Source organism: Marinobacter sp. DS40M6, from assembly GCF_028581595.1.
GTDB classification, from domain to species: domain Bacteria; phylum Pseudomonadota; class Gammaproteobacteria; order Pseudomonadales; family Oleiphilaceae; genus Marinobacter; species Marinobacter salarius.
In genome coordinates this window covers 91,353-108,526 of sequence record NZ_JAFCAE010000005.1, presented here as the reverse complement: position 1 = coordinate 108,526, position 17,174 = coordinate 91,353, and the positions used below count along the sequence as shown (strand labels likewise).

15 protein-coding genes are annotated in these 17,174 nt (G+C 58.5%); 2 read left to right on the top strand and 13 right to left on the bottom strand.

What is annotated here, in order from left to right; translation table 11 throughout:
* Positions 1-6: 6 nt before the first annotated feature.
* The 11 genes from JJO78_RS14285 to JJO78_RS14235 all read right to left on the bottom strand — a co-directional run bounded on the left by JJO78_RS14285 (position 7) and on the right by JJO78_RS14235 (position 11,955).
* Positions 7-954 carry an alpha/beta fold hydrolase gene (locus JJO78_RS14285; protein ID WP_127401889.1) on the bottom strand — a complete coding sequence of 316 codons (948 nt, stop codon included), beginning with the start codon at positions 952-954 and terminating at the stop codon, positions 7-9.
* A gap of 44 nt (positions 955-998) precedes the next feature.
* Positions 999-2,285, bottom strand: a complete 1,287-nt coding sequence (gene purD, locus JJO78_RS14280) for a phosphoribosylamine--glycine ligase (protein ID WP_075194257.1) — start codon at positions 2,283-2,285, stop codon at positions 999-1,001.
* 21 nt (positions 2,286-2,306) lie between these two features.
* The gene (purH, locus tag JJO78_RS14275; protein WP_041332548.1) at positions 2,307-3,887 is read right to left on the bottom strand and encodes a bifunctional phosphoribosylaminoimidazolecarboxamide formyltransferase/IMP cyclohydrolase; all 1,581 of its coding nucleotides are present in this window, start codon (positions 3,885-3,887) and stop codon (positions 2,307-2,309) included.
* Between the two features lie 85 nt (positions 3,888-3,972).
* Positions 3,973-4,290, bottom strand: coding sequence for a DNA-binding transcriptional regulator Fis (gene fis, locus JJO78_RS14270; RefSeq protein WP_007154166.1), 318 nt, complete (start codon positions 4,288-4,290; stop codon positions 3,973-3,975).
* Positions 4,287-5,282 carry a tRNA dihydrouridine synthase DusB gene (dusB, locus tag JJO78_RS14265; RefSeq protein WP_174447645.1) on the bottom strand — a complete coding sequence of 332 codons (996 nt, stop codon included), beginning with the start codon at positions 5,280-5,282 and terminating at the stop codon, positions 4,287-4,289. Before dusB ends, fis begins: the two co-directional genes overlap by 4 nt.
* A 219-nt stretch (positions 5,283-5,501) precedes the next feature.
* Positions 5,502-6,758 (bottom strand): DUF3426 domain-containing protein, encoded by a 1,257-nt coding sequence (locus JJO78_RS14260; RefSeq protein WP_075194258.1) that lies wholly within the window; start codon positions 6,756-6,758, stop codon positions 5,502-5,504.
* Positions 6,759-6,820: 62 nt separating this feature from the next.
* Positions 6,821-7,717 (bottom strand): 50S ribosomal protein L11 methyltransferase, encoded by an 897-nt coding sequence (gene prmA, locus JJO78_RS14255; protein WP_075194259.1) that lies wholly within the window; start codon positions 7,715-7,717, stop codon positions 6,821-6,823.
* A 38-nt stretch (positions 7,718-7,755) separates the two neighbouring features.
* On the bottom strand, positions 7,756-9,102 hold the full coding sequence (gene accC / locus JJO78_RS14250) for an acetyl-CoA carboxylase biotin carboxylase subunit (RefSeq protein WP_036210545.1): 1,347 nt from the start codon (positions 9,100-9,102) through the stop codon (positions 7,756-7,758).
* A gap of 16 nt (positions 9,103-9,118) precedes the next feature.
* Positions 9,119-9,577, bottom strand: coding sequence for an acetyl-CoA carboxylase biotin carboxyl carrier protein (gene accB / locus JJO78_RS14245; RefSeq protein ID WP_007154161.1), 459 nt, complete (start codon positions 9,575-9,577; stop codon positions 9,119-9,121).
* A gap of 28 nt (positions 9,578-9,605) precedes the next feature.
* Entirely contained in the window at positions 9,606-10,046 is a 441-nt protein-coding gene (gene aroQ, locus JJO78_RS14240; RefSeq protein ID WP_036210542.1) for a type II 3-dehydroquinate dehydratase, read from the bottom strand.
* Positions 10,047-10,341: 295 nt separating this feature from the next.
* Positions 10,342-11,955 (bottom strand): diguanylate cyclase, encoded by a 1,614-nt coding sequence (locus JJO78_RS14235; protein WP_036210539.1) that lies wholly within the window; start codon positions 11,953-11,955, stop codon positions 10,342-10,344.
* A gap of 200 nt (positions 11,956-12,155) precedes the next feature.
* On the opposite strand from JJO78_RS14235, the gene JJO78_RS14230 reads away from it, so the two are divergent.
* Together JJO78_RS14230 and JJO78_RS14225 are read left to right on the top strand one after the other, a co-directional pair.
* Positions 12,156-14,144 (top strand): bifunctional diguanylate cyclase/phosphodiesterase, encoded by a 1,989-nt coding sequence (locus JJO78_RS14230; RefSeq protein WP_075194260.1) that lies wholly within the window; start codon positions 12,156-12,158, stop codon positions 14,142-14,144.
* A gap of 129 nt (positions 14,145-14,273) precedes the next feature.
* Complete coding sequence (locus JJO78_RS14225; RefSeq protein ID WP_036210533.1) at positions 14,274-15,323, top strand: DUF2333 family protein; 1,050 nt, start codon at positions 14,274-14,276, stop codon at positions 15,321-15,323.
* A gap of 79 nt (positions 15,324-15,402) precedes the next feature.
* Here the strand turns inward: JJO78_RS14225 and ppa are convergent, their stop codons facing one another.
* Together ppa and JJO78_RS14215 are read right to left on the bottom strand one after the other, a co-directional pair.
* Positions 15,403-15,930 (bottom strand): inorganic diphosphatase, encoded by a 528-nt coding sequence (gene ppa, locus JJO78_RS14220; RefSeq protein WP_036210530.1) that lies wholly within the window; start codon positions 15,928-15,930, stop codon positions 15,403-15,405.
* A 102-nt stretch (positions 15,931-16,032) separates the two neighbouring features.
* Entirely contained in the window at positions 16,033-17,172 is a 1,140-nt protein-coding gene (locus tag JJO78_RS14215; protein ID WP_041332550.1) for an acyl-CoA dehydrogenase family protein, read from the bottom strand.
* Positions 17,173-17,174: the final 2 nt, after the last annotated feature.

Sequence of the window (17,174 nt, the reverse complement as noted above, 5' to 3'; positions counted from 1 at the left end):
TGGCGATCACTTTCCCTGGCCGGTGGCGGTTGCGACGAACTCGCGGAACAAGCGTGCGGATTCTTCTGGCACCTCGACCATGGGGGCGTGGCCGACGCCTTCCAGAAGCACTTTACGGGCATCTGGGATTCGCTCGACGAACACATCAGCGTTGCGATAATTGATCACCCGGTCTTCCATACCCCAGACCACCAGAACCGGTGCCTGGATGCGGGTGATGGCATTGCGGAAGTCATCCTCGTAACCGGTATCCCGGATGGCATCGAAAATCACTTCGTTGACGTCGCGGTTGGCAATGGCCTTCTCTTCCATGACGTCGTAAATGGGCCAGGGCACGAAGGGTTTCTTCTCCAGCGCAAAATCAACCAGGCGTTCAAAGTCGCCCTCCTGGGAGGGGATCAGCGGATTGTCACCGCCCATGACCAGGCTGACCAACTCGCTGTCGTACTCAAAAATTCCCGCCGGATCAAAGAGGGTGGCGGTGAGGATCTGGTCCGGGTAGGTCGCTGCATAGAGAGCGGTGATGGCGCCGCCCATGGAGTTGCCCATCATGTGCGCTCTCTGGACGCCCAGAGCATCGAGAATCCTCGACAGGTGCCTGACCTGATCCTCGAATCGATATCCCAGGTCCAGCTCCTTGCTGCTGTCACCATGGCCGGGCAGGTCGATGGCGTAAACGTTGAACTCATCCGTCAACTGCCGCGCCAGTCGGGTCCAGTTGTCCTTGTTGGCGCCAAAGCCATGGACGAGCACGATGGTGTCGCCGTCCACCGGCTCTGCATTGCTCAGGTAGGCAATGGTCATCTCACCAACGGTGATACTGGATTCCTCCAGCCCGGCACTGGAGCGTTCCCAGCCAATGGCGTTGTCATACAGAGCCTGGCGGGAACAGGCACTGATCATCAAGGTGATGATCAGTATTGAGAGGGTCGACAGGACAGATCGTTGAGCCATCAGAGCGTTCCTTGCGAAGAGTGGGCAGATTCGGGCCTGCGCTATCAGGTGTTTTCCCTGGCAATCGCGCGATAGGCAATGTCCTTGCGATAGAAGGCACCGTCCCATGAAATGCGCGCAGCTACCTCGTAGGCGCGCTTCTGTGCCTCCGTGACGGTATTGCCCAGGGCCGTGGCGCACAGCACTCGTCCACCGTTGGTAGCCACCTGTTCCCCGTTCAAACGGGTACCGGCGTGGAAGACCTTCTCGCCCTCGGTTTCCGATTCTGGCAGCCCGGATATGACGTCGCCCTTGTTGTAGCTGCCAGGATAGCCGCCCGCAGCCAGCACGATGCCCACGGAAGCGCGCTCGTCCCAGTCTGAACGGCACTGGTCAAGCTTGCCGTCAATGGCAGCCCCGCAGAGTTCCACCAGATCCGATTTCATCCGCAGCATGATGGGCTGGGTTTCCGGATCGCCAAAGCGGCAGTTGAATTCAATGACCTTGGGGGTACCTTCGCCATCGATCATCAGGCCGGCGTACAGGAAACCTTTGTAGGGGTGGCCTTCCGCGGCCATGCCGCGCACGGTGGGATAGATTACTTCGTCCATGATTCGCTTATGGACATCCTGAGTGACCACAGGAGCCGGGGAGTAGGCCCCCATGCCACCGGTATTCGGACCAGTGTCACCGTCGCCCACACGCTTATGGTCCTGGGAGGTCGCCATGGGTAATACGTGCTCGCCATCTACCATGACGATAAAGCTGGCTTCTTCGCCATCCAGGAATTCCTCAACCACGACGCGGTTGCCTGCATCACCAAAGGCGTTACCGGCCAGCATGTCGCGGATGGCGTCTTCCGCCTCCTTCAGCGTCATGGCAACAATCACGCCTTTGCCCGCAGCCAGGCCATCGGCTTTCACCACGATGGGTGCGCCCTGCTTGCGTACATAATCCAGTGCCTGGTCCACGTCGGTGAAATTGGCGTAGGCGGCGGTGGGAATGTTCTGGCGATCCAGAAAGTCCTTGGTGAAGGCCTTGGAGCCTTCCAGCTGTGCGGCACCGGCACTGGGGCCGAACACCCGCAAACCACGCTCTTCGAACAGGTCTACAATGCCATCAACCAGCGGCGCCTCGGGGCCGACAATGGTCAGTCCCACGTTATTGGCCGCGGCAAAGTCCGCCAGGCCGTTGAGATCCATCACGTCAATGTTGATGTTTTCCAGGCCTGGCTCGCGGGCGGTGCCGGCGTTGCCGGGGGCAACAAACACCCGGTCAGCGTCCGGTGATTGAGCGGCTTTCCAGGCCAGTGCGTGTTCGCGTCCGCCGGAGCCTATAACAAGAATATTCATGATCGGTTCCTGTGTGTCGGATTAGTGCCGGAAGTGGCGCATGCCGGTAAACACCATGGCAATGCCGTGCTGGTTGGCTGCGTCGATCACTTCCTGGTCACGCATGGAGCCGCCGGGCTGGATCACGGCGGTAATGCCGGCTTCTGCGGCGGCGTCGATACCATCCCGGAAGGGGAAGAACGCATCGGACGCCATCACCGAGCCTTTTACCTCAAGGCCTTCATCGGCGGCTTTGATGCCGGCAATCCTGGCGCTGTAGACGCGGCTCATCTGGCCGGCTCCCACGCCGATGGTGCGGCCCGCCTTGGCGTAGACAATGGCGTTGGACTTGACGTACTTGGCCACTTCCCAGGCGAAAAGCAGGTCGTTCAGCTCCTGTTCGGATGGTTCACGCTCGCTGACCACCTTGACGTCTTCCATCGCTACCATGCCCAGGTCACGATCCTGAACCAGCAGGCCACCGGTGACGCGTTTGTAGTCCATGGATTTGGCGCGTTCGCCATCGAACTCGCCACAGGCAAGCAGGCGTACGTTCTTCTTGGCGGCGACCAGCTCCACTGCTTCTCGTGCGATGGTCGGGGCAATGATCACTTCCACGAACTGACGGTCGATGATGGCCTTGGCAGTTTCCGCGTCCAGTTCGCGGTTAAAGGCAATGATGCCGCCAAACGCAGAGGTGGGGTCGGTGGCGAAGGCCAGGTCATAGGCCTGGAGGATGTCGGCGCCGATGGCCACACCACAGGGATTGGCGTGCTTGACGATCACGCAGGCGGGATCGGCAAAGGGCTTGACGCATTCCAGCGCGGCATCGGTGTCGGCGACATTGTTGTAGGACAGTTCCTTACCCTGAAGCTGTTTGGCGGTGGCAATGCAGGCTTCCCTGGGGTTGCGCTCGGTGTAGAAGGCAGCCCGCTGGTGGGGATTTTCTCCGTAGCGCATGTCCTGAACCTTCAGGAACTGAGTGTTGAAGGTGCGAGGGAAATCGGCGTTGTCGTTGTCGGAGGTGCGGCCGCCGAGATAGTTGGCGATAGCACCGTCATAGCCGGCGGTGTGCTCGAAGGCCTTCACGGCCAGGTCAAAGCGCGTGGTGTAGCTCAGCTCGCCGTCGTTGGCTTCCAGCTCTTTCAGAACACGGCTGTAATCAGAGGCGTTCACCACAATGGCCACGTCGTTGTGGTTCTTGGCAGCCGCGCGAACCATGGTAGGGCCGCCAATGTCGATGTTCTCAATGGCGGTGGCAAGGTCGCAGTCCGGTTTGGCGATGGCATTCTCAAATGGGTAGAGGTTTACAATCACCATGTCGATGGGGTTGATGCTGTGCTCTGCCATCACCGCGTCGTCGACGCTGCGACGACCAAGGATACCGCCGTGGATTTTCGGGTGCAGGGTTTTGACCCGGCCATCCATCATTTCCGGAAAGCCGGTGTAGTCACTGACTTCGGTGACGGGTACCTGGTTTTCCTGCAGGAGGCGAAAGGTGCCACCGGTAGAAAGCAGTTCGATGCCGCGATCGGTCAGTGCACGGCCGAATTCAACGATACCGGTTTTATCGGACACGCTGATCAGCGCACGACGGACGGGGGTATTAGCCTGATTTGCCATGAGTCACTTATTTCTGCTGGGTATGAACGAATGAAGGCCTCGCGAATGGTGTCCGGGAGGCCCTCGTTTCAATCGGGTAGCTGGATTATAGCAGACCGTACTGTTTGAGCTTCTTGCGCAGGGTGCCGCGGTTCAGGCCAAGCATGGTCGATGCCTTGGTCTGGTTATTGCGGGTGTACTTCATCACCTGCTCGAGCAGCGGGGCCTCTACTTCCGATAACACCAGTTGGTAGACCTCGGTCACCGGGGCGCCATCGAGTTGGGCAAAATAGTTTTTAAGGGCAACTTCCACGCTGTCGCGCAGGGTAACCGTGTTGCCGCTGCTGTTCACCGTTTGCAACTGATGAATATCATCGTTGGCAGGTGGGGTCAGGTTGTCTTTAGCCAAAGTCTCAGCGGTCATGCTGCGAATACCTCTCCATTTCGTAAGCCTGCAAAGTACTGTTGAATACTGTCTTTCTGCGCCATCGCGTCGTCAATGGCGTTGAAGCGTTTTCTGAACTGTTTGTCTTCGTCGTGGGACTGGAGGTACCAGCCCACGTGTTTCCTGGCAATTCGTACGCCCATGGTCTCGCCGTAAAAGCGGTGCAGGGCGTCCAGGTGTTCGCTTAATACCTGTTCCACCTCATCCACAGGCGGCTCCGCAAGGTGTTTTCCGGTTTCCAGGAAATGCAGGATTTCCCGGAAAATCCAGGGTCGTCCCTGTGCTCCACGGCCAATAAGCAGCCCGTCAGCACCGGTGAACTTCAGTACATGCTGTGCCTGTTCCGGCGAGTTTATGTCGCCGTTGGCAAATACTGGAATGCTCACCCGGGACTTTACGTCGGCGATCGTGTCGTACTCGGCCTCGCCTTTATAGGCATCGGCGCGGGTACGACCATGAATGGCCAGGGCCTGGATGCCAGCGTCTTCTGCCATGCGGGCGATCAGTGGCGCATTCCGATGTTCCCTGTCCCAGCCTGTGCGCATCTTCAGTGTCACCGGGATGTCCACGGCAGCCACGACCGCTTCCAGGATATCCCGCACCAGCGCCTCATCTTTCATCAGTGCTGAGCCGGCGGCCTTGTTACACACCTTCTTGGCCGGGCATCCCATGTTGATGTCGATGATCTGGGCACCGAACTCGGCATTCAGCCTGGCGGCGTTGGCCAGCATTTCAGGGTCGCCGCCGGCGATCTGCACAGAGCGGGGCTCGGGTTCACCTTCATGGTTCATGCGCGTTTGTGACTTGCGCGTATGCCACAGTTTGCTGTCCGCAATGACCATCTCGGATACAGCCAGCCCAGCGCCCATTCGCCGGCAGAGCAGGCGAAAAGGCCGGTCTGTTACACCGGCCATAGGTGCAACAATCAACGGATTGGGCAGGGTGTACGGCCCGATTTTTGCCGTTGGCAGCATGATCTGAATCCGTGTAACAGCGGGTTAAGCGAACGTCGGATGTGATCGGCTGCTCAATAAGTAACCGATCCTGATCCGAAGGGCGGTAATGATACCGCTGGCAGAGATCCTATTGAAGGGGCGAAGCCATGAAAAAATTGATTATTTTTCGTCCTTTCTGGTTGACTTTCAGTCTATTCGGTGGCCGCCCCCGCTTTCTGTCGAGTGAGGACTTGCTTACTCCTGATAGGCGCGGAAGGCGATATTGTAGTTCACGGCGTCCTTTCCAGGGTCGCGGATGTTGATGACGATCCTGACCGGGGTATCGGTCGGCATCGCCTCAAGATCACGGCCGTCTCCCGCCAGGTACTCGTCCGGTGTGAACACACTCTGGGCGACCACATCACCATTCAGGTTGGAGAACGTCAGGGCGATGGCGGGGAATGGCTGTTCAAAAGCGGCCCGGTTGATGATGACGGCATCAACCACCAGTTGGCTGCGGTTTTCCGGATTGGTTCGGACCACCAGTTTGCGGCTCTGGATGGCATCCACATTGATCAGCGGTTTCAGTTCGCACCCGGCAATTTCGCAGCCCTGTTCATAGAACGGGCGCAGTTCCGGTATGGAAGACAGGCGGTCGAACTGGAACCAGGTGACTTGCGCCACCAGGACGCCGATCAGTGCCAGGATAATCAGGGTCCATAGGACCGTTCTCACGCGGCCCCTGCCATTGCCTGCCACAGAGACCGGCTCCCTGCGCAGGTTGCTGTAGGGGGAGCCGGCGATAAGAGGTTCGTTGTCGGTTACCGGCCCGGCATCATAGTCGAAGGACGACGATTGGGGTTCATCGACGTAGAAGCCATCGGCGTTGTCCACCGGTTCCAGGCTCAGGTCTTCGGGTTCCCGTGGTGTTGCTTCGGGCTCACCCCAGACCTGTTCATCAAATGGCTCGTTCTCGAGTGGTTCTGATTCCGGTTGCTCGAATTTCGCAGGTTCTTCTTCTGGCGGCTCGGGTTCAACAGGGGCAGGCTTGGTCTTGCGCCTGGTGTCGTCTTCTTCGGACAACATCGCCTCGGCCCAGCTTTCATCGATTTTTTCGTGGGTTACGTCGTCGCTGTCGGTCTCGAACGTGCCACCGCTGCGCTCGTCGACAGTGCGAAAGCTGTCGCTCAACTCGTCGTCGGAGAAGGTCAGCCGGGTACCAGCGTATGGGCCCTCGGCAGCATCTTCCTCAGGGTTGTCCGCAAAAATCAGGTCATCATCCGAGGTGAACCCTGGATCTGCCGGAGCATCCTGCTGTTCCGGTGCGGGCGGGCCGCTCTTTGGGCTGGATATGCCTGAAGCTCCCTCGTTTATCCGGTGTTCGACGGCATTGAACACCGCCATGCAGTTGCCGCAACGCACTTTTCCGCTGGCTACGCTCAGCTGTGCGTCGGTGACCCGGAACCGGGTTTCACATTTTGGGCATCGTGTCTGCAGGCTGCTCTGGGTCATGCTTCTTTCCTGTAGGCGGCATCGCTACGAGTCACGGAGTTTAGTTGGTTCGGCAGAATTCGTCACCTGTCGTTGCGCCGTCCTGTGAGCCGTATCCACTCCTCGCGTTGTTCCGGCTCGTCCATGATGAACCAGGGCTCGTAGGCCTCCATGACCTCCCGGGCCTGGTTGGACAGTATGCCGGACAACACAATATCACCGCCCGGTTTTACCTTTGCTGCCAACCTGGGTGCCAGGCCAATCAGTGGCTGGGCCAGTATGTTGGCCAGCATGATGTCCGCCATGGTATCGGGTTCATCCCCGGGCAGGAACAGGTCCAGCCGTTCTTCTTCGACCTTGTTGCGGCGAGCATTTTCCCGGCTGGCTTCCAGTGCCTGGGGGTCTGTGTCGACTCCGATAACGTGGTCAGCGCCCAGTAATAGGGCTGCAAGACCCAGTATGCCGGAGCCGCAACCATAGTCGATCACTTGCCGTGAGGTCACGTCCTGACCATCAAGCCATTCCAGGCATAGAGCCGTGGTGGGGTGGGTTCCAGTGCCAAAGGCCAGGCCGGGATCCAGCAGCAGGTTGGCGGCGTGGGGATCTGGAGCGTCGTGCCAGCTGGGCACGATCCATAGCCGGTCACCGAAGCGCAGTGGCTTGAAGTCATCCATCCATTCGCGTTCCCAGTCCTTGTCTTCCACCAGGGTAACGTCGATGTCGGGTAATGATTGTTGTGTCTGCTGGTGCCAGGCATCCTTAACGGCGGCGCAGAGCTCTTCAATATCGCGATCGGACCCGAACAGGCCGGTGACACTGGTCTGGTGCCAGAGCGGCGTTGTACCCGGGTCGGGCTCGTACAGGGGCTGGTCTGCGGCATCTTCCATGGAGACGGCTTCTGCGCCCATCTCCATGAGCAGATCCTCAAGCTGGTCCGCGTTATCCGGATCAGCTGGGATCTGTAGTTGTATCCAGGGCATGTGGGTGTCCTGTTTGGTAGACGAATCGACTGATCGGGTCAGTCCCGAATCAGTTTTTCCAGATAATGGATGGTGAAGTCTACCTGTTTAAAGCCGCCATCGCGTACCAGTTTTCTGTGCAGCGCCTGGTTCGTCTTGATGCCCTCGACCACCAGTTCATCCAGCGCATTCTTCATGCGGCGGCGGGCAATTTCCCGATCGTCTCCCCAGGTGATCAGCTTGGCGACCATGGAGTCGTAGAATGGAGGTACGGTGTAGCCGCTGTACAGGTGAGAGTCTACCCGTACACCGTTACCGCCAGGCGCATGGAAGTGCTTGACCTTGCCCGGGCTGGGTACAAAGGTTTGCGGGTCTTCGGCGTTGATACGGCATTCCAGCGCGTGGCCGGAAATCTTGATCTCGTCCTGGGTGTATTGCAGGGGCAGGCCACTGGCAATGCGCAGCTGCTCGCGAACGATATCGACACCGGTCACCATCTCTGACACCGGATGCTCCACCTGCACCCGCGTGTTCATCTCGATAAAGTAGAAGGCGCCGTCCTGGTACAGGAACTCGAACGTACCTGCACCCACGTAGCCAATCTCCTTGCAGGCGTCGACACAGGCTTTCAGGGTCTTCTCACGCGCTTCCGGATCGATATTCGGCGCCGGGGCTTCTTCGATGACTTTCTGGTGCCTGCGTTGCATGGAGCAGTCACGGTCGCCAAGGTGGATGACGTTGCCGTGGGTGTCCGCCAGTACCTGCACTTCGACGTGGCGGGGGCGTTCCAGATATTTTTCGAGATAAACCGTAGCATCCCCGAAAGAGTTCTTGGCTTCCGACTGTGTGACCTGCACGCTCTTCAGCAGGGCCGCTTCGGAATGCACCACCTGCATGCCGCGGCCACCACCGCCAGAGGCGGCCTTGATAATGACCGGATAGCCAATTCTACGGGCGACTTCCAGGGTGCGGTTGTCGTCGTCCGTCAACGGGCCATCGGAGCCAGGCACGGTAGGGACGCCCGCTGCAATCATTGAGTTGATGGCGGAGACTTTGTTGCCCATCAGGCGAATGGTGTCGGCTCTGGGGCCGATAAAGCGAAAGCCGCTTTTTTCAACCTGTTCAGCGAAATCCGCGTTTTCGGCGAGGAAGCCATAACCGGGATGGATGCCGACGGAATCTGTCACTTCAGCCGCACTGATAATAGTCGGGATGTTCAGGTAACTGTCTGCGGCACTGTTGGGGCCGATACAGACCGACTCGTCCGCCAGGCGAACATGCATGAGGTCGCGGTCGATCTGTGAGTGGACAGCCACGGTTTTAATGCCCAGCTCCTTGCAGGCGCGCAGGATACGCAGGGCAATTTCGCCGCGATTTGCGATCAGGACTTTTTCTAACATAGCCATGAGAGTATCACCGGGTTCAGGAAATGATGATCATCGGCTGGTCGAACTCGACCGGCTGACCGTTCTCCACCAGGATCTCGGCGATGGTGCCGCTCTTGTCTGCCTCGATCTGGTTCATCATCTTCATGGCTTCGACGATGCACACCACGTCGCCGGCTTTCACTGATTGCCCGACTTCCACAAACGCTTTCGCGGTGGGTGAGGGCGAGCGGTAGAAGGTGCCGACCATTGGCGACTTCACCGCATGGCCGGAAGGCTCTGCCGGCTTTGCGGGCTCGTCGGCGGCTGGCGCGGACGGCTGCGGTGAGGCGGGCTGGGGTGCTGGTGACGGATACTGTGCCATATACTGTGGCGCAGCCAGTTGTTCACGACGCCGGGAGATGCGAACAGAATCATCACCCTCGTGAATCTCCAGCTCCTCGACGTCGGATTCCTCCAGCAGTTCGATAAGTTTCTTGATCTTGCGAATGTCCATAGTCAGTCCGATCCCGTTTTAATCAGTTCTATCGATGAATTCGTTGCAGGGCGGCTTCGAGTGCAAGGTCGTACCCCAGGCTGCCCAGCCCGCAGATAACGCCATCGGCGATATCAGAAAAGTATGAGTGATGACGGAATGCTTCCCGCGCATGCACGTTGGAAAGATGGACCTCAATAAACGGTATGCCCGAGGCCAACATGGCGTCCCGCAGTGCAACACTGGTGTGGGTGAACGCCGCCGGGTTGAAGATGATGAAATCAACCCCTTCTGATCTGGCTTCATGTATCCGCTCAATCAGTTCATATTCCGCGTTTGACTGTAAATGTAGCAGGTGATGGCCATCTTCGGCGGCTTTCCGGTGCAAACGGTCGTCAATGTCCGCCAACGACTCGTGGCCGTACACCTCCGGCTCGCGGGTTCCCAGCATGTTCAGGTTGGGGCCATGAAGTACGAGTATGGTCGACATGATTTCGTCTGCCTTGCTGACTTTTTTACAGGATCGCCGAATTTAGCGACATTTTCCCACAATGGTGCGTTCTTGAAGTCTTCAGATCAACACTTTTTGACAATCGGGTGTGTGTCGAAAAGTATCTTATCTCTGTGTCGAAAAGAATCTTACCCGCGCACAAGCAATCTTTGTCGTTTGCACGGTCATTGTCGTGAAGGGGGATCAGGAGTTCTATAAGACGTTGGTTTCATAGAACGGCCCCGAGAGCGGGGCGGGGCCGTTGCTGGGGAGAGCCCGCCAGTGGCGTTTGGGCTCAGTCGCCGGCGGCGGTCACGCAGTTGCGGCCCTGGGCCTTGGACCGGTAAAGAGCCTTGTCCGCCCGTTCGCAGAGAGCCTGGGAGGTATCACCCTTCCAGGCGGCAACGCCGCAACTGAAGGTGACATTAAACTCCCGGTCGCCAGCCGGTTGCAGCAGCTCCGAGAAACGCTCGCGGATTTCGTTCAGCACATTGCGGGCATCGCTCTCGCGGGTGTCCGGCAGAATAATGGCAAATTCCTCGCCACCGTATCGGCCAATGTGGTCGGTCTTGCGCAAGCGCTGTTTCAGGAACATGGACAAACTTCGCAGCACGCGGTCGCCAATGGGATGGCCAAACGTGTCATTCACCTTCTTGAAGTAGTCGATGTCGATCATTGCAAAGCACAGTTGCTGGTCTTTCTGCCGCGCCCGCACGATCTCCTGATCGAGCAGGTGCAGGGTATGAGTGTGATTGAATAGGCCGGTGAGGCTGTCGCGGATCATCAGCGCCAGCAGTGACCGGGCGCGGCGGCCCCGATTGTGTATGGTGGAGATCAGGTGTTTCGGGTCAATCGGCTTGGTCAGGAAGTCATCGCCCCCCAGGCTCATGGCATGCAGCTGTTTGGAAACGTCTTCTTCGGCGGATAGGTAGATGATAGGCACGCTATGAAAACGGTCCTGCTGGCGGATTACTCGCGCGATTTCCATGCCGGTGCAGCCAGGCATGTACATGTCCAGAATGATGATCTCCGGCGAGAACGACTCCAGCGCATGAATGATTTCCATCGGATCGGTGATGATGTGGGCATTCATGCCCGCTTTTTTCAGAACCGTTTCCATGAACTTGGCCTGAGCGCGGGAGTCATCCAGCACCAGCACTTTGTAGGGCTCAACGGTATTGCCGTGGGTGTAGGTCTCGATCTTCTCGATCAGCTGGCCGGGATCAACCGCCGGGTAGAAGAATTCCTCGCCACCGCAGCGGGACGCCCGCAGGCGGGTTTGGATGGTGCCATCTTCGTCGCTCATGAAGATGATGGGGATGGGTGTGTCGTGTCGCTCCTGAAGCCGCTCGATGGTGGCAATTCCGCTCAGCGGCTCGCCGCCGTAGTTAACGTCCATCAGGATGGTTTCGGGTTTGTGAAGTGCGCAGGCTTCGATCAGCTTGTCGGCGGTGTTGAACGCTGACGCACGGAAGCCGAAGAACTCAAGCTGGCGGATCAGGCGGCTGGCCATCTCTTCACTGGCCAGAGCAATATAGACGGGCGTGCGTCGATACTGTTGGGGAGCCTCGCTGGCTTCCTGGTCGGTCCGTCTCAACGTGCATTGGGACAGCTGCTCTATGGCGTCCTGGAGCTTGCGATCCAGGCTTTCGGGAAGCGCGGTGCCTTCCGGCCACTCGCCGATCAGGTCAAAAACCTGGCGCCCGGAATCGGCATGGCTTTCCATGTCGAAGCGCTTTGCGTAGCGAACCAGCTTGTCGGCTGCCCTGGCAAAATCGCCCCTGAAGGCGGCAGACTGGCCGGTGTCTTCGTGGATCTTTTGCCATGTATCCAGGACGACGCGCGCCTGGGTGGTGACACGGCGAGCGAAGTGCTGCCTGAGTTTGTCTTTCTGGCTATCGTCGTTCATTGTGCTCCGGCCTGTGTTTTTCTCGTTCTGAGCCGCCCGTTTCCGGTACAAGCGGATATTTTCAACATTAGTCTTTTTGCAGAGTCTATAGTGTTTAATGTTGTCGGCGTAGGTGACGCTGTGTAAATGTTTGTCAACTCTGCGGGGCAGGTCACACCAGATAGCCGACAATCGTTGTTTCAGACTAGGGGCTGCCAGTGATGGCACGGACGCAAAACGACCGACAGATCTCTCGCCAGCAAGGTGTTATTACCTTGCGCAGTCTGCTGTTGCTGTTTACCGGTGGCATGTTGCTGCTTGTGCTGGTGGCGGCGGCCAGCGTCAGTTTTGACCGGTTCCGGGACTACATGTCGGGTCAGCTCCAGGGCCATGCCCGGGATGGTGCCACGGCCATTGGCCTGTCCCTGTCCAATGCCATTGACGGTCGCGATCCAGTGGCCTCGTCTTCATTGATCGATGCCGTTTTCGACAGTGGTCGTTATCTCTCGGTGGTCTACGTCAATAATCAGGGTGAGGAGGTGGCCGGGCGGGAAACCTCCCTGCGTGAGGTGGATGTGCCGGGCTGGTTTGTGGCGCTGGCGGATCTGCCACTGCCGGTGGGTGAAGCGGAAGTGGTGCGCGGCTGGAGTCGACTGGGTAAGGTGCGGGTCGTAAGCCACCCTGGCCGGGCCTACGAAGACCTGTGGGTGGTGACGGTTAGAATCGTGGCCGGCTCTGCCCTGATTGGTGGCCTTGGGTTGATCGGCCTGTTTTGGATGATGACACGCCTGATGCGTCCGCTCAGGGCTGTTGAGAAACAGGCCAGGGCCTTGGGTAAACGGGACTTCAGGCGTCGGGTCGACATTACCTCCACGCGGGAATTGAACCAGGTCACCCACGCGATGAACCAGATGGCGGATGACCTCGGGCGACTTTTTGAAGGGCAGGCCAAACTGATCCAGCACCTGCGCAAGGTGAACAACGAAGACAGCCTGACCGGGCTTGCGAGCCGGCAGGCGTTCGAGCAACGCTTGAAGGTTGAAGTGGAATCGGAAGAGCGGTCCGCCCCCGGGGTGCTGTTCCTGATCCAGTTGGAAGAGTTCGCCCAGTATAACCAGAGTTATGGCCGCGACGAGGCCGACCGCTTGCTGGTTCGCATTGCGGGGGCGCTGAATACGTTTGTCCATGCGCACAGCGATTCGTTCGCCGGCCGCATGACGGGTGCCGGGTTTGCTGTCTTCCTGCCTGGTGTTTCACGTGCCGATGGGGTGATCTGGTGTCGCCAACTGGTCGAAGAGCTGGATGGCATCTATTCCGACCTCTCCGCTCCCATGGATGTGTCTGTTCATGCAGGCATTGCCCAGGCTGCTGAAACCCGCAAAGCGGGCGAGCTTATGTCAGCGGCCGACGAAGCGCTTCGGCAGGCACAGATGGAGGAGGGATCTGCCTGTCATGCCGCTGATCGCGACCGGCCTGAGCACCATGACAGTGAAAAGTGGCGGATCATGATTGGCGAAGCGATCACCCAGGGACAGATGTCGCTGTGGATGCAGCCCATGATCAGCAATGGCGATAACGGGGTGCTGTTCCATCAGGTCTTTTCCCGGATGAGAACGGAGGAAGGCTGGATCAAGGCTGGTATTTTCGTGCCCATGGCGGAACGCTTTGGCATGATCCCCGACATTGATCGCTGGGTCCTTGAGCGTTCCCTGGCGCTTCTGCATACGGAACCAGACACTCGCCTGGCGTTAAGCCTGGGCATGGTTTCGGTGGCCAGTGAGGCATTCCGCAAAGAACTTCTGGAGCAGCTGTCCGCTGCCGGCAAGGAGCGCTGGCGATTGCAGATTGGTATTTCCGAGCAGGCTGTTCACCACCACCGGACGGCGGTAGGACTCCTGGTGCGTGGGCTGAACCGGCTCAAGGTGCCGGTGATTGTCGACCGCTTCGGTGTAGGCGGGGTGCCCTTCAGCTACCTGAGGAATCTGAGGTTCCAGGCACTGCGTATTGATAACAGCTTCGTTCATGATATCGACAGCCACGACGACAACCGCTTCTACCTCGAATCCGTGACGACCATCGCCCACAGCCGCGGCGTGCGGGTCTACGTCACAGGTGTTGAAACAGCCGGTGAATATGCGGCACTGCAGGGTGTCGGTATCGATGGCGCAATGGGGTACCATTTGGGCCGGCCATTTGAGGTGGGACATTAGTGTGTGATCGCGGTTACAGTGCCGAAAAACGCCGCAAATTGCATAAACGTTGCCGTTGCTTCATGGTATTCGCAGTGCGCGAACGGATAGCGTCCGGGATAAAACGACAAACAGGGGAACTGAAAACCGATGCCAGGAAAAATCAGACAGTATTTCAGTGATCGCAAAGACGACGTTCAGGACTACACCGGCGGAGGGGTTGTCGGCAAATTTATACTGGCCGTTGTGGTTGTGTACCTGCTTGTTGCCCTGGTGCTAGGCATGATCTGGAGCAGCGAGCCAGACGTTTTCTCGGTACGCGAACACACACGCGCCGTGGCCAATGAGATGCAGCGTGAACCGGTGGCCGGTTTCGCAACAACGGCAACCATGATCCGGGTGGCGGAGACTCTTCTCGATAAGCCTGGCGGTTACGTTTCGAACGACATATTCCCCCCGGGGCTTTGGCTCGACAACATGCCTAACTGGGAATACGGGGTGCTCGTTCAGCTTCGCGACCTGTCCCGTGCCATGCGCAAGGACATCAGTCGTTCCCAGAGTCAGTCCGCTGAGGACCCTGACCTGACAATTGCTGAGCCTCAGTTCCACTTCGACAGCGGTAGCTGGGCCATTCCCTCCACCGAGGCGGAGTATCGTCGTGGCATCCAGGCCCTGTATAGCTACCTGGACCGCTTATCACGCCCCGATCAACCCAACGCCCAGTTTTTCGCCAGGGCTGACAACCTGGCCAACTGGCTGGCGGACCTGGAAACCCGCCTGGGCAGTCTATCCCGAACGCTTGGTGAGAGTGTTGGCAAAGCGTCGGTGTCCGACGCCGTGTCCAACGTCAATCCCGGCGACCCGCTGTCGGAAGATGTCATGGGCGAGGAGGTCAAGACCTCCTGGACGAAGATAGACGACGTGTTCTATGAGGCGCGCGGCAGTGCCTGGGCTCTGTTGCATATCTTCCGCGCCATTGAAGTGGACTTCCGCAAGGTGCTTAACGACAAGAACGCCCTGGCCAGCGCCAAACAGATCATTATCGAACTGGAAGGTGCGCAGGGTGAAATGTGGAGCCCCGTGATTCTGAACGGCAGCGGCTTCGGTGTGCTGGCCAATCACTCATTGACCATGGCGGCGTACCTGTCCCGCGCCAGCGCTGCGATCAGTGACATGCGTGACCTGCTGACCCGAGGCTGATGCCGGTACAGCATCGCCGCATAAAAAAAACCGGGCCACGCAGCCCGGTTTTTTTGTCATCGACTGAAAGCGTCGCCGATCAGCCTTTGTAGGCCTTCACGGACGCTTCGATGGCCTTCTTGGCTTCGGCGGCGTTGGCCCAGCCCTGAACCTTAACCCACTTGCCCGGCTCCAGCGTCTTGTAGTTCTCGAAGAAGTGCTGGATCTGGTCGCGGAGCAGTTGCGGAAGATCTTCCACATCTTTCACGTCGGTGTAGCTCTTGGTGAGCTTGTCGTGGGGTACGGCAACCAGTTTGGCGTCGCCACCGGCTTCGTCTTCCATGTTCAGCACGCCAACCGGGCGGCAGCGAATCACGGAACCGGCCTGAACCGGATACGGGGTCACCACCAGCACGTCAATCGGGTCACCGTCGTCAGCCAGGGTGTGGGGAATGAAGCCGTAGTTGGCCGGGTAGAACATTGGCGTAGCCATGAAGCGGTCTACCAGCAGGGCGCCCATGTCCTTATCCAGCTCATACTTCACCGGGGAGCTGTTGGACGGGATTTCGATGGCCACGTAGATGTCTTCCGGCGGGTTCTTGCCAGCAGGGATATGGTCGAAGTTCATGGTCGATCCTTTCTGAAGTGCGTTTAACTGCGTTTAAAAAGTGGGCGCAATTATACGGGACAATGGTGTGGATCGAAACTAAACGTTGGTATCGCCTTACCGCTACAACCGCATCTGCTTGGCGATCAGTTCCTTCATGATCTCATCGGTACCGCCGCCAATCGACAGGATCTTGCCATCCCGGTAAAGCCGCTCTACGACGGATTCACGCATGTACCCCATGCCGCCGTGAATCTGAACGGCCTCGCGGGTGACTTTCTCGCACACCTCCACCGCAAAGTTCTTCGCCATGGCAACCTGCTTAATCGGGTTCTTGCCCGCCTGCATCAGCGCGGCACAGCGATAGGTATACTCCCGCGCCACGTCCACTTGGGTGGCCATGTCGACCAGCTTGTGACGGGTGACCTGGAATTTGTTCACCGGCCGGCCAAAAGCCTCCCGTTGGCCGGCCCAGGCTATCGAGGCTTCAAGGGCGATTTCGGCTGTCATGTAGGCCATGATGGATAAGCTGAGGCGTTCAAACAGAAAATTGCTCATGATCGCGATAAAGCCCGCATTCTCGGCACCGATCAGGCGGTTGGCAGGCACCCGGCAGTCCTCGAAAAACAGCTCCGCCGTATCGCTGGCCCACCAGCCCATTTTCTTGAGCTTCTTGCCGGTGGAAAAGCCGGGCATATCGCGGTCAATCAACAACAGACTGATGCCACCATGGCCCTCGCCACCGGTGCGTACCGCAACGGTGTAATGATCGGCACGCATGCCGCTGGTGATAAAGGTTTTGCTGCCGTTGACGATGTAGTCATCGCCGTCCCTGACGGCCCGGGTTTTGATATTGGCAACGTCGGACCCGCCGCCGGGCTCGGTAACTGCCAGCGCGGCAATCTTCTCGCCTCGCAGCACCGGGGGCACAATCGCTGCTTTTACGTCCTGCTGCGCCCACTTCGCCACCGGAGGCAGGCCGATATCCAGCGACCCCAGCCCAGCCACCAGGCCGCCGGAGGTGGATCGCATCAGCTCTTCGGAGACGGCGACTTTCATGAAAATATCGCCTTCACCAATGCCGCCAAGACTTTCCGGAAAACCGACCCCAAGCAGCCCGGCCTCCCCAGCGGTCTTATAGAGCTCCCTGGGGAACTCGCCAGCTTCCTCCCAGTCGTCTATATAGGGCAATACATGAGTGGCAACGAACTTGCGGGCACTCTGGCGAACCTGTTCATGGGTATCGTTGAAATAATCAGACACGG